Source organism: Pseudomonas sp. R-28-1W-6 (assembly GCF_009799925.1).
In the GTDB taxonomy this organism is placed as follows: Bacteria; Pseudomonadota; Gammaproteobacteria; order Pseudomonadales; family Pseudomonadaceae; genus Aquipseudomonas.
In genome coordinates, this window is record NZ_WELK01000015.1 from 62,954 (window position 1) to 73,577 (window position 10,624).

Here is a 10,624-nt window from a genome sequence, read left to right on the forward strand (position 1 = left end):
CGGTTGATCCTGTCGATCCTGTCGACCCAGTAGACCCGGTTGATCCGGTTGATCCAGTAGACCCGCCAGTTGACCCAGTGACGCCGCCGACTCAAGAGGATCTGGAGAAGATTGGCCAAGTCATCTCGGACGTCATCCGGACGATTGAGGTGATGAATCCCCAGGTCACATTCATCAACATCCATGATGATCGGATGAGGCAGGGCGAGTTCATCGAAGCGGTTGCTGATGAGCCAGAGGGCGCTAGCAATGAGCCAGGAGACGAAGAGGATGAACGGCTAAGACAGGCATCCAACTAACCACCAAAGCCCCGCACTGCGGGGCTTTTGCTTTTCTGCAATCCGCTTGACCATCTATGTATATTTGATATATTGCTGCTGTATCTTATGAAGATGGATTCCAGCATGAGCAATGGCGACGAGACCCTACCGGGCACCGACGACCCCCTGCACGGATTCAGCAGTGAAGAGCTGGGAGACGCCGAGTTTGAGGCGTTCCTGGAGCGGATGAATCAGATGCTGAGCTCGATGCTTGGCGAGGAGTAGTAAGCATGGAGATCGGGCTTTTTGATGGATGGGTAGAGCAGCACTACCAACCAATCGTCGATCTGAAAACAATGCGGATTGGCGCCTGCGAGGCGCTGATGCGTCCGAAGACCGGGCGTCCCGCAGACAAGGTCACTCAGGAGATGGAGCGCTCAGGGCTCATTCGCCGGTTCGATCTCTGGTCGATCAACAAGGCGATTGCAAAGGGTGAGTCACACGAAGCGCCAGTGCTCATCTCGGTGAATCTGTCGGGACTGAACGTGTGTGATCCGGTCTTCTTCGACCGAGCTATGGCACTGCTCAGCAAGAAGCCAGAGCACGTCAAGATCGGCTTCGAGATCACGGAAAGCATGCCCATCAACTGCATGATCAAAGCGGCCCGCTTTGTCGGTGAGGCACAGGCATTGGGCTGCACCGTGGGTCTTGATGATCTCTACACCGGCCACTCTTCGCTGGCCACGGCCACGGCACTGGGGCTCGATTTCATCAAGCTGCCGGGCGAAATCACCAAGCAGCGCATCGCGCAGTCAGAAGAAATGATCAGGCAGGCCTGCCGCTTCGCTGGCAAGTCAGGATTGATGGTGGTCGCAGAGCACATCGACGACCTGGGCCAGCTGGTGTGGCTGAAGTCACTGGGCGTGACACACGGCCAGGGCTGGCTCTTCGCCAAAGCCACTGAAGGCATCGATCACAGTGCGAATTACGCGCACGTTCTAAAACCCGCTCAGGAGCTGACCCTTGAAGCTGCAATCAATTTGGGTTGAGAAGAAATGGGTTTCAGCCATTGAGGCCATCTACAGCCGACAGTACCTGGAGCGACTGATCAAGGCGAACTTCAAGCTCGGTCACTGCGCTGTCGGTGATCGAGACCTGGCCAGCATCATCAACCTGGTTGTCGACGAAGAAAGCGTTAAGCAGCATGGCTTTTTGTTCGACGAAAAGGTCAATCTCATGATGGTCGAGCGCATCCAGAAAATCGATCACAGAGAGGCGTCAGAGGTGCGTGATCACTACGCGCTGATGGCGCTGTGTGAGGCTGGCGTGCTGCATGCTGGGGTGATCGAGGAGCTGTCGCCACAGGCACGCAGAATCGTCCTGGAGGCAGATATGGGGGAGGGTGGCAAAGGATTGGCCGCAGTAGAGAGGCTAAGGAAAACAAGGGATGAGTTTCGCTAACGACCAGAAAAACACGCATTGAGCCCCAAAATCCCCATCAATGCGTGCCTTTCCCTACATTGACCTCAAGCAACCATCGACCAGAAAGCTGCATATTGCTCTTTAGATGACTCATTTCGCCTGTATTCATCAGGAATATCGTTGTCCTGAATATCCATCAGCAGGTACAGGGTCTCAGGACAATACAAGCGATAGCCGATGCGAGCTGGAGAGCCTACAAGGCAGCGTTCAAACGCAATACCAGAAATAACCGGAAGATTGTCGATAAAGGCTTTCCTGCTGGCCCTGCTTGCTTCATCCAGGCTATCAACATAGTTACGGCGATCTTCCCACTTCTTAATGATGTGGCGAACACGAGTAGTGATAGCCCGACTGGAAAAGCTAACCTTCCTAGATTCAGGAACTGGCGAAAGCCCCTTTTCCAGGCAGTCCCTGATAAACATTGCTGCAACCAAGTGTGGAGTTTGCTTTTTCATAATATACCCTCTTCTTGTATGTTAATGATAAGCGAAACTATGCATCTTGGAAACTTACGAATTATCGAATTTTGGTTATATTCGGTCAGGCAAAAGAAAACCCCCTTGGATTTCTCCAAGAGGGCTCATCGCGAGGTGTCCTGGGAGCCACCCAAGACAATTACATTATTGCAATGATCTTATTTGGCGGCAACTATTTATTGAGAAAAGTAGCTAGGCGCATGAAATAACTATAACAAAAGATAGCTTAGTGTAAATATTGACCACGGTCACACAAGAGTAAATAATTAATATATAAACAACGGGAGAATAAAATGAGCACTGTAACCTTTCTGATGTATGCGCTCATCGCGTGGCTGGTTGCGTTTATCTGTATATTTCTTATTTGCTATTTTGAGAATGACCCTAAATTCGGAAGATTTAACTTCCAGGTTGCTATCATCGGTGCAATATTTGGCACTACAATAATACCAGCCATGGCGGTGAAGGATTTCGCCACCAATCCTAAAAAAGCTTACCGGCAATGGGTTCTTGGCGAATACGATAACTGAATTAATCAATGCACGCATAGAATTGTTGGGATTCTGGATGCGGGTGATCAATAAAGTTATTGGCGCTGGCCAACTCTTCTTCAGTCGGCTCCCGAGTGCCGATATCTTCAAGCATTACAAACCTGAAAAGACCTGAAACCGCATCTCGTGTCGCGTGAAAGTGATCGTAAGCAAACTCATTGGTTCGATCATCTTCCCGCTCAAAGGCCTGATTGCTAACAGCGCTCCAGAAGTAAGCCGCAGCAACATAGGACAGGCATTCAAGCGAGATCTCGATGTCGCACATGCCACCGTCCGACTGGTACGTGATCTTCGTCTCCGGATCTGGCAGGGCCATCACCAGGGCGCCATTCGGATAGAGCCTGAACTCATACACCCCACCCTGATAAACCTCGCCAGCATGCACGCGCATGAAGTGCAGGACGTAATTCTCGTAGGGAATGCAGAGGCTGCCGAAGTGACGGTAGAGCGGGTTCTCCTCACTCGACACAACACGGTAGGGCAGCGGGGTCGTCTCATTCATGGCTTGGCTCCTGTCCTTGATGGGGCAAGCATACAGGAGGGCTGCAAGGGTGCCGACCCTCAGAGAAAAATACGGAGTTGACAGGCGTATTTTCCAATGTATATTTGCAGTTGTAATCAATACGGGAGTACCCCTGATGTTCAAGCAAAAAGCACTGGCCGCATTCGTGGCATCCGCCCTGATCCTGTCCACCGGCTGCGCCAACAAAGCCCAGACTGGCACCCTGGTAGGTGCTGGCATTGGTGGTGTTGCCTGCAACCTGCTGACCAAGAACAGCTCCAACATGACTCGCCTGCTGGCTACTGCCGGCTGTGCCGCTGTCGGCGGTCTGCTGGGCAACAAGATCGGCAGCATGCTCGATGAGCGCGATCAGCTGGCCCTGGCGCAGAAGAAAGAGATGGTGCTGGCCAGCGCAGCCCCCGGCACGAAGTTCGACTGGAACTCTGGCCACAGCGGTGCGACCGCCACCCTGGAAACCACCAAGCAATACACCCAGACCAAGCCGGTTCAGGTTAAGCGCGTAGCAACCGTCCAGGCGCCGCCGAAGGATCTGGAGCTCCTGGGCAAGCCCTACGTCACCACAGCGTCGAGCTCGAACGTGCGCGCAGCGCCGAGCAAGACCGCTGAGAAAGTCGGCGGCATGACTCAGGGCACCGAGTTCAATGCCATCGGCAAGACCGGCGAATGGATTCTGGTCGGTCGCAAGGGCGTGAACGTGGGTTACATCCACAACAGCCTGGTCGCCGAGAAGGGGGCTACGAAGGCCGCTGTGAAGTCCGACTTCGAAGTAGTCGACGTCACCAAGCCCGAGACCAAAGCCTTCGCTGTGACGCAGGCAGAGGCCGTAGCGGTGCAAACCGGCAAGCCGGTCGCGCAGGTGCAAAAAGAAATCGTGGTTGCTGAAGCGCAAAAGCCGCAGGCCCAGCAGATCACCCAACCCGAAATCGTTGTGGCTGAAAACGTGGTTGCTGAAAACGTCCAGGCATCCACCACCTGCAAAGAGATCAGCGTCTCGGTAACCGCAGGTGGCAAGAGCGAATCGGATAAAAGCACTCACTGCCAGACCGGCAGCGGATTCGAAGAGATCGTTCTCTGATCAAATCCGGTCAAAAAGAAAAGGCGCCACTGGCGCCTTTTTTTATTGCTGGCTAATTTATGAGCGACAATTCTCATAGATTTATTTTTGTGAAATCAGTCATCCAATAATCTGAAATTATTACCCAATAAATTTCAGATAAAAATATTAAAAGGCTATTTACAGAGTAAAAAATGGATGTATATTCCATTTACCTTAACGAAAAAGAAGGATCTACCCGATGTCGAAATACCAAGAATACAAGAACCTGGAGCAAAAGCTGGCGGCGGCTCTGAAAGAGCTCGATACGCTGAAAGAAGATGAAGATGTTAAAGCCACTCAGGCTTTCATCGTCAAGCTGAAGGAAATGGCTGGCGACATCAGCTGCGCTGATTTCATGGCGGCAACCATTGAGGTCTTCGGCCCGTCCCCGGTGAAATCGGCCTGCAACTCCCTGTTCAGCAAAGTCGAGGACAGTAAGCGCGCCACTGGCACCCGCCAGCCGCGCGAAGAAAAGCGCTACGTGAACCCGTACACCAAGGAAGAGGTGGTCTGCAAAAAGGCCAAGGGCCTGGTTCTGGAGTGGATCAAAGAGTACGGCAAGGACGTAGTTGAGGGCTGGGTTCAGAAGTAACACCAGCGCTAGAGAACAAGGGCCTTCGGGCCCTTTTTTCTTGACCCAATAAAGGCCAGATGTATAATGGAATATACTATCTTCGTCAAATGGATTAGAAATCATGAGTGAAAAGCGAGATACAGAAGATGAGGCATTTCGGGAGCTGGTAAAGCTAACCGAAGAGGCCGAGCTAGCTATTGAGCAAGCTGAAAATCCCGCTGTCATTGAAGCGGTAGGCAGATGCCTTGAAATCGCGATGCGCTTCAACAAGGAAAGCGACAAGATCCTGAAAAAAGCGGGTGAGGAAAAGCAAAAAATCCACATCCGTATGAAGCCGAACAAGAAGCCACGCAATGGCGAAACAATGACCTTCGCGAACCCGTTCACGGGTGAGGTGCTGACCACTTCAGGGCACAACACCAAGAAACTGAAGGAATGGAAAGCCCAATACGGCAAAGACGTGGTAATGGGGTGGCTGCAATGAAAGAGAAAGTCGTCCATATCAGCGCCATTCAGAAGATGGTCGCTGCCGCCGAGAAAGGGTATGAAGTCGAGCGCAAGGCCGAGGCCGACCCCAAACTCAAGGCCAAGGTCAAAGTTCAAGAGATGGCCAAGAAGTGCATCGAGGAGATCAATGAGATCCTGCTGCCCATTCGCCACCTGATCAAGACTGATGACGGCAAGCCGATTGAGTTTGAGATCGTTACCGACGCGGAGCTCAAAAAGCCCGGCAAGGTTCCTGGCACCAAGTTCGTCCAGGTCGTCAAAAACCCACACACTGGCGAAGTTATCGAAATCACTGGTTCCGGTAAGAACATCAGCGTCCCGGAGAAATACTTCGAGTGGCGACAAGTTTTCGGAGTCACTTCCGTAGCCAAGTGGCTAGAAAGCCAACTCGATGACGACGATAAGTAAAAGGGGCCGAAAGGCCCCTTTTTTATTTCTCCTTCGTCAGGAGATCCATTCCGAAGCTTTGTTGTAAGTCGATGGCTTCGCGCAGGACATCATCCAGGATCTCATCGTCAGAAAGGATGCCGATGAGGCACATCGCATAACGGAAGATCTTGGAGTAACCAATAGACCTGGCGCCAGACACAGAGCACAGGCGCTCACGCAGCTCATCACCCACAAAGTCCTCGCGGAAGCGCTCGCGGAAGACGATGGAGGCCGGCTTGCCCTTAACATCGGGCAGGCTATTGGAGTAGGCAATAGCGCGAGCCAGGTAGTCTTCATCAATGCCATTCATGATGAACAGGGACAGCTTGAGAAGCGAACGACCATCGAGCGAAGAAAGTTTCGGATCGAGACGATCCTTCAGCACAAGAGCAGGAATCAGAAAGAACTTATCGGTCGGAGTAGTGCGAGCAGAAGTGCTATATACCGGGCCGTCTAAATATTCCTGCTTCTGAGCTTCGCTGTAATGAGGATCTTCTATATGGAGAAAACCCGACTTAGAAGAAGTCTTGCGAGACGATGTTTTCTTTTGAGCTGGGGCTTCTTCTTGATTGGCGAGCTGATTTTTTCCGCGAGAACCTAAGCCTCTTGCGGCGAGAGCTAAAGACCCACCTGGGGCCGTTTTTGCTTTGGCAGCACCCATCTTGGATTACCTCGGTGTGTATATGTGATATGTCACAGTGATACTAGGTCAAAATTGTATATTTTGCAAGTATCTCATGTTACTTGACCGGCCAGACAACAGGCCGGGCGGCGTCATGCCTTGCTTACATCCGAAAGAGGAACGCCCGCCACAGCAGCAATCAACTCGTTGAAACACTCGATGGTCGGCCTTGATTCAGAAGGCCGACGCAGGAACACGGGGAGCATTTCACGACCGTGAGCTTTCTTGGCTGATTCGGTGCGTTTGATATCTACACGCTTAAAGTTGCCGTACAGAGAGCGCTCATATTCATTCTCAAGTGCGGCGTTAAACATGAAATCAAAATCACGCAGGCCGTCTTTATTGTTTGGGTAATAATTATTCAGAGAGATAATTATTTCTGGCTGTTTACCAGATCCATTAAAAAACTCACTGGCCTTTTCAAGTGTATAAGTTGCTCGATCAATAGCATCAAAGTCGGTGTCAACGGGAACAACAATAACGTCAGCAGCTGCTAACGCATTGGACATAAAAATACTTTCAAATCCTGGAGTATCCACGACGATATAGTCAAAGTCGTGAGAGTTGCGCTTCAGTGCTCGATCCAGGAAGTGAGAGGGCATGCCATGGCTCTGAGCAGCAATGGCAGAGAGCTTCAGCTCTTCGCGAGAAGGGCAGATATAGAGGTTCTCGACAGGTTCTTGATTGATGCCGATAACGGCCTGAGTGAAGTCAAGGCGAGGAGACCGGCGCTCAAAGATCGCCATACTCCCTTCAATGTCGCAATTGCCAACGACATCCGCATAGCGTCTTGACGATGAGGCTTGAGGATCGAGGTCAATGAGAAGCGTCTTGCCAAGGCGCGCAAGCCCGTAAGCCAGATTGACGGAAATAAAGGTTTTCCCAACCCCACCCTTGATAGAGGAGACGGCAATGACTTTGGGCTTTTTGCTCATGGGTTGTTAGCCTGACTACCTTCGAATTCAGTTCAAACAATCGCCGCCCACCGATCTCCATCGGAGTGCCGCCAGCCTCAATCAGCGCTTCAAAGAGCTCAGCCCTTGCTCCAGGCGTAGCATCATCAACGCAAATCACTTCAGAGTCCTCAAAGAACATCACAGGTAGGCGCATAGGGCCGATCCTGACATGCCACCCCAAGTCCCTTATTCCACACCTGGCCAACCATGCCCGGCGCAAACGTCTGAGCTTCCTGGCGTCAGAAAGGAATTCCAGCAAAAGGTGCCTTGGAGCATGCTTCGAGCAGTAGGCGCCATGCCCTGGAACCTTGAAGCCACTCATGCCGCAAACCAGGCATGTAACCGAGCAGCGTTTGTGGAAGAGGGAGATGGCCCCTGATGCTTCCACCCTACGGTCAACGCAGGAGCCCCGCAGGTTTACGTTTGCGCCGGAACCCGCCCAATGACCTGGCCTGATGCTAATCAGCCGGAGAGAGGCCCCTGGGCGCGATATCGAGGCAATCTGATCTGACAACCGAACGGCATGCTGCATCCAGCCGTCACAGTTGAATAATCCAAAGGGAATGCTGCTCAAGCCAGCCCAGGCGTTTCGCTGGACGACTCCGCGAACATCTGTTCTAGACACCTTCGGCACCAAATACGCGCAAATGTAAGGAGCCTTATACCACAGCCCTAACTACAAACATACATACCCAAGACAACAATTTGGCAATTATCGACTAATTGCCAAAAAACGCCCAACTTTTGACAGGGCTCCCTTGAGAAGGCCGGTCAATACATGGCGAAACCTGATCTCTCTGGCTTCAAAGGCATCCTCACTACCACCGAGATTGCCAATCCAAAGCGGACTTCCAGCGCTCAGCAGAAACAGCGCCTCTATGGGCATGACGAACTCAATTGAGGCACCGGAGGTGTAGCCAGAGGTAAAGGCAGAGCCACCCTTCACGGTATAGCGAATTTCGCTCTCGATGGGTTCATGGTCGGTGGTGACCACTACCCGAGGAGGACAATGCTTGGTGATGTGCACGCCCTCGTTGATGCGAATCTTCCTGGTCATAAGTCGAGGTCTAGCTCCAGTGACTTTCTGAGGTTGCTGATGAATCCGTCTCGATGAAGGGAGCCGAGCAGTGCTGAATAGGCTTCAGCCGACTCACAAGCCTCGATGGATTCGATCAGGTGAAGATCTGACGAGAAACCATCAAGAGCACCATTGAGCGTGAGGTACGTTAGGGCATCAGACTTGTTTCCGTTGAGGGAAACACGGAACCGCTCCAGTTCCAGCCCGGTTCCCATGCTGGAAACGTAGGCGCTGATCGACTGCAAGGCATCCTTCAGGCGACGACTCCCCGTGATCCCGCCGATCAGGCTTCTGATCCTGGCGTCAGGGTGTATCTCGTGGAAGAAGATGGATACGAAGGGCGCGACAGCGCAGAAACGGACATTCAGAACCGTTTCCGGGACATCTCCCGACTGCGGAAACGCAATGGAAACGCGAACCTCGCCAAAGGGGTGATCCGTTTCCGGGTTCTGGATAATTCTGATCCAGTGCTCGTGAAAGTCGACCTCACAGAAACCGGGAAACGAACCGCCATAGATGCTCTCATCGGGATCTATGCAGCCATCAAGGCCCAGCGGGTAACCTGGCGAGCAGGGCTCCAGGAATCGCTCGACAAACAGCCAGTCCTCGCACTCAAGGAGCTCTTTCTTCAGGCGGGCACCGTCAATCAGAAAGGAGCCAGTAACGGAGGACTCGGGGACGTAAAAGCGATACCCGAAGCGATCAACGACCATGAAGCGCTGACTCTCACCGCTGACGTAATCGGTCTCGCTCAGGCACCCATCTGGAAAAGCAACCAGCTGGGCCTGGCACTCAGAATCAGAACATTGCATAGGCAGAAACCATAACGATAAGCGCGGTCAATACAGAATATAACTTGACCTCTAAGTGAAATATACATATATTTCACCCACTGGTAAAGGAGAATCTACATGACCAATCACCAAGCTGCCACCGCATTCATCGCCATCGAGCTGGACAGCGAAGGCGTCGCAAAAAGGCTCGCCATGGCGTTCAAGAAAAAGACCTTGCTGGTCTTCGCCTCGAAGGGGAGCCCCCTGGAGATCCCGCAAAGCTGGCGGCAGGACTTATCCGCTTGGGATGACGGACTCCAGATCGCCAGCCCCTACCCGGCAGATTCTGCCGAGGATGTCGCTATTCGCCGCCTGGCAAAGGCACGGGACATCTCCATGAGCCGAGTGCTGACCATCGACGACATCGCCCCTGACGCTCAAACCAAGGAGGTCATCCTGGGCCTGCTGAAGGCGGCACCAGACCAGCTTGAAGAGATTGCTCAGCGTTACCAGGAAGCCGTGGCGTCTACGCCTTTCTAGAAGCATGGTTCTTCGCCTGCCCAACCTTGCTCTTGATCTTTGGGCAAGGTACGCACCGACTGGCACAGCGAAGCGCCAGGTGCTGCCTCACCGCGCCAGGGGCAGCACCAGCCCCTGAGCAAAGCATGGGAGGTCGCTACTCTTCGCGAAGGAGCGAAGCTCCGTAGCGGCTTGACCATCTTTCAAGCACAGCCGCTCACGCCGAAATGTGCAGAGCCTGCTCGGCAACTCGACCGGCGTCCATGCAGGCGACCTCGAAGTTGCCAGAGACCTTCTCCTGGTGAATCCCGTACAGCCTTTTCTTCAGGGTCACCATGTCGTCATCCAGCGTCACGACATGGATCTGGTAGGCGAGCTCATGCAGCTCAGCATCTTCACTGCTGACTTCGACCAATACCGAATCCGCATGCCTTATCAGGCACCACCTGGTGACTTCCTGGTAGGCCTCCAGCGCTTCTTGATACCGACCTTCACTCGCTGATCGGCTCGCCATGCTCATCAGTTTCCCCGCATTCTTGGTGAATCCTGATTTCTTCTTTATTGGCATTTTGATTGTTCAGCCGCAGGTGAGTGGATGAAAACCAAAGGATAAAGCGGAGCACTCGAAGAGTGCGACATCCTTTGGTTGTTCGGTAAGCACAGACCCCCGCCCCGCCGTCTGTCCGTCCCACCCTGCGTTGTGTTTGCTCACAAACAC

General features: G+C 52.7%; 17 protein-coding genes. 10 read left to right on the top strand and 7 right to left on the bottom strand.

Translation table 11 applies throughout. The features are described from left to right. The 4 genes from F3I62_RS20190 to F3I62_RS19070 all read left to right on the top strand — a co-directional run. Positions 1 to 299, top strand: a 299-nt coding sequence (locus F3I62_RS20190) for a hypothetical protein (protein WP_178122537.1), incomplete at its 5' end; no start/stop codon positions are given. Between the two features lie 105 nt (positions 300 to 404). Beyond that, positions 405 to 545: a hypothetical protein gene (locus F3I62_RS19060; RefSeq protein ID WP_160491227.1), complete on the top strand. Its 141-nt coding sequence runs from the start codon at positions 405 to 407 to the stop codon at positions 543 to 545. A gap of 5 nt (positions 546 to 550) precedes the next feature. Continuing rightward, positions 551 to 1,309, top strand: a complete 759-nt coding sequence (locus F3I62_RS19065) for an EAL domain-containing protein (protein ID WP_160491228.1) — start codon at positions 551 to 553, stop codon at positions 1,307 to 1,309. Beyond that, entirely contained in the window at positions 1,284 to 1,721 is a 438-nt protein-coding gene (locus F3I62_RS19070) for a hypothetical protein (RefSeq protein WP_160491229.1), read from the top strand. Before F3I62_RS19065 ends, F3I62_RS19070 begins: the two co-directional genes overlap by 26 nt. A gap of 65 nt (positions 1,722 to 1,786) precedes the next feature. Here F3I62_RS19070 and F3I62_RS19075 read toward each other — a convergent pair whose 3' ends face one another. After that, the gene (locus tag F3I62_RS19075; protein WP_160491230.1) at positions 1,787 to 2,197 is read right to left on the bottom strand and encodes a hypothetical protein; all 411 of its coding nucleotides are present in this window, start codon (positions 2,195 to 2,197) and stop codon (positions 1,787 to 1,789) included. Between the two features lie 314 nt (positions 2,198 to 2,511). Here F3I62_RS19075 and F3I62_RS19080 point away from each other — a divergent pair, with 314 nt between their 5' ends. Continuing rightward, positions 2,512 to 2,748: a hypothetical protein gene (locus F3I62_RS19080; protein ID WP_160491231.1), complete on the top strand. Its 237-nt coding sequence runs from the start codon at positions 2,512 to 2,514 to the stop codon at positions 2,746 to 2,748. Position 2,749: 1 nt separating this feature from the next. Here the strand turns inward: F3I62_RS19080 and F3I62_RS19085 are convergent, their stop codons facing one another. Beyond that, entirely contained in the window at positions 2,750 to 3,271 is a 522-nt protein-coding gene (locus F3I62_RS19085) for a hypothetical protein (protein ID WP_160491232.1), read from the bottom strand. A 136-nt stretch (positions 3,272 to 3,407) separates the two neighbouring features. On the opposite strand from F3I62_RS19085, the gene F3I62_RS19090 reads away from it, so the two are divergent. The 4 genes from F3I62_RS19090 to F3I62_RS19100 all read left to right on the top strand — a co-directional run bounded on the left by F3I62_RS19090 (position 3,408) and on the right by F3I62_RS19100 (position 5,877). Next, positions 3,408 to 4,367, top strand: coding sequence for an SH3 domain-containing protein (locus F3I62_RS19090; protein WP_160491233.1), 960 nt, complete (start codon positions 3,408 to 3,410; stop codon positions 4,365 to 4,367). 220 nt (positions 4,368 to 4,587) lie between these two features. Further along, positions 4,588 to 4,980, top strand: coding sequence for a hypothetical protein (locus F3I62_RS19095; RefSeq protein ID WP_160491234.1), 393 nt, complete (start codon positions 4,588 to 4,590; stop codon positions 4,978 to 4,980). A gap of 103 nt (positions 4,981 to 5,083) precedes the next feature. Continuing rightward, the gene (locus F3I62_RS20195) at positions 5,084 to 5,446 is read left to right on the top strand and encodes a hypothetical protein (RefSeq protein WP_178122535.1); all 363 of its coding nucleotides are present in this window, start codon (positions 5,084 to 5,086) and stop codon (positions 5,444 to 5,446) included. Further along, on the top strand, positions 5,443 to 5,877 hold the full coding sequence (locus F3I62_RS19100; RefSeq protein WP_160491235.1) for a hypothetical protein: 435 nt from the start codon (positions 5,443 to 5,445) through the stop codon (positions 5,875 to 5,877). Before F3I62_RS20195 ends, F3I62_RS19100 begins: the two co-directional genes overlap by 4 nt. A gap of 22 nt (positions 5,878 to 5,899) precedes the next feature. Here F3I62_RS19100 and F3I62_RS19105 read toward each other — a convergent pair whose 3' ends face one another. From F3I62_RS19105 to F3I62_RS19120, 4 genes are all read right to left on the bottom strand, one after another. Continuing rightward, the gene (locus F3I62_RS19105) at positions 5,900 to 6,559 is read right to left on the bottom strand and encodes a hypothetical protein (protein WP_160491236.1); all 660 of its coding nucleotides are present in this window, start codon (positions 6,557 to 6,559) and stop codon (positions 5,900 to 5,902) included. A 113-nt stretch (positions 6,560 to 6,672) separates the two neighbouring features. Beyond that, positions 6,673 to 7,515: a ParA family protein gene (locus F3I62_RS19110; RefSeq protein WP_160491237.1), complete on the bottom strand. Its 843-nt coding sequence runs from the start codon at positions 7,513 to 7,515 to the stop codon at positions 6,673 to 6,675. Between the two features lie 733 nt (positions 7,516 to 8,248). Continuing rightward, positions 8,249 to 8,593 carry a hypothetical protein gene (locus F3I62_RS19115; RefSeq protein ID WP_160491238.1) on the bottom strand — a complete coding sequence of 115 codons (345 nt, stop codon included), beginning with the start codon at positions 8,591 to 8,593 and terminating at the stop codon, positions 8,249 to 8,251. Then, entirely contained in the window at positions 8,590 to 9,426 is an 837-nt protein-coding gene (locus F3I62_RS19120) for a hypothetical protein (RefSeq protein ID WP_160491239.1), read from the bottom strand. Before F3I62_RS19120 ends, F3I62_RS19115 begins: the two co-directional genes overlap by 4 nt. Positions 9,427 to 9,525: 99 nt before the next feature. On the opposite strand from F3I62_RS19120, the gene F3I62_RS19125 reads away from it, so the two are divergent. Then, positions 9,526 to 9,927, top strand: coding sequence for a hypothetical protein (locus tag F3I62_RS19125; RefSeq protein WP_160491240.1), 402 nt, complete (start codon positions 9,526 to 9,528; stop codon positions 9,925 to 9,927). A gap of 196 nt (positions 9,928 to 10,123) precedes the next feature. Here the strand turns inward: F3I62_RS19125 and F3I62_RS19130 are convergent, their stop codons facing one another. After that, positions 10,124 to 10,474, bottom strand: a complete 351-nt coding sequence (locus F3I62_RS19130) for a hypothetical protein (RefSeq protein WP_160491241.1) — start codon at positions 10,472 to 10,474, stop codon at positions 10,124 to 10,126. Positions 10,475 to 10,624 lie beyond the last annotated feature (150 nt).

Coding starts and splice junctions, on each gene's coding strand:
- F3I62_RS19060 (WP_160491227.1), top strand. CDS start 405: ATGAGCAATGGCGACGAGACCCTACCGGGCACCGACGACCCCCTGCAC.
- F3I62_RS19065 (WP_160491228.1), top strand. CDS start 551: ATGGAGATCGGGCTTTTTGATGGATGGGTAGAGCAGCACTACCAACCA.
- F3I62_RS19075 (WP_160491230.1), bottom strand. CDS start 2,197: ATGAAAAAGCAAACTCCACACTTGGTTGCAGCAATGTTTATCAGGGAC.
- F3I62_RS19080 (WP_160491231.1), top strand. CDS start 2,512: ATGAGCACTGTAACCTTTCTGATGTATGCGCTCATCGCGTGGCTGGTT.
- F3I62_RS19085 (WP_160491232.1), bottom strand. CDS start 3,271: ATGAATGAGACGACCCCGCTGCCCTACCGTGTTGTGTCGAGTGAGGAG.
- F3I62_RS19090 (WP_160491233.1), top strand. CDS start 3,408: ATGTTCAAGCAAAAAGCACTGGCCGCATTCGTGGCATCCGCCCTGATC.
- F3I62_RS19095 (WP_160491234.1), top strand. CDS start 4,588: ATGTCGAAATACCAAGAATACAAGAACCTGGAGCAAAAGCTGGCGGCG.
- F3I62_RS20195 (WP_178122535.1), top strand. CDS start 5,084: ATGAGTGAAAAGCGAGATACAGAAGATGAGGCATTTCGGGAGCTGGTA.
- F3I62_RS19100 (WP_160491235.1), top strand. CDS start 5,443: ATGAAAGAGAAAGTCGTCCATATCAGCGCCATTCAGAAGATGGTCGCT.
- F3I62_RS19105 (WP_160491236.1), bottom strand. CDS start 6,559: ATGGGTGCTGCCAAAGCAAAAACGGCCCCAGGTGGGTCTTTAGCTCTC.
- F3I62_RS19110 (WP_160491237.1), bottom strand. CDS start 7,515: ATGAGCAAAAAGCCCAAAGTCATTGCCGTCTCCTCTATCAAGGGTGGG.
- F3I62_RS19115 (WP_160491238.1), bottom strand. CDS start 8,593: ATGACCAGGAAGATTCGCATCAACGAGGGCGTGCACATCACCAAGCAT.
- F3I62_RS19120 (WP_160491239.1), bottom strand. CDS start 9,426: ATGCAATGTTCTGATTCTGAGTGCCAGGCCCAGCTGGTTGCTTTTCCA.
- F3I62_RS19125 (WP_160491240.1), top strand. CDS start 9,526: ATGACCAATCACCAAGCTGCCACCGCATTCATCGCCATCGAGCTGGAC.
- F3I62_RS19130 (WP_160491241.1), bottom strand. CDS start 10,474: ATGCCAATAAAGAAGAAATCAGGATTCACCAAGAATGCGGGGAAACTG.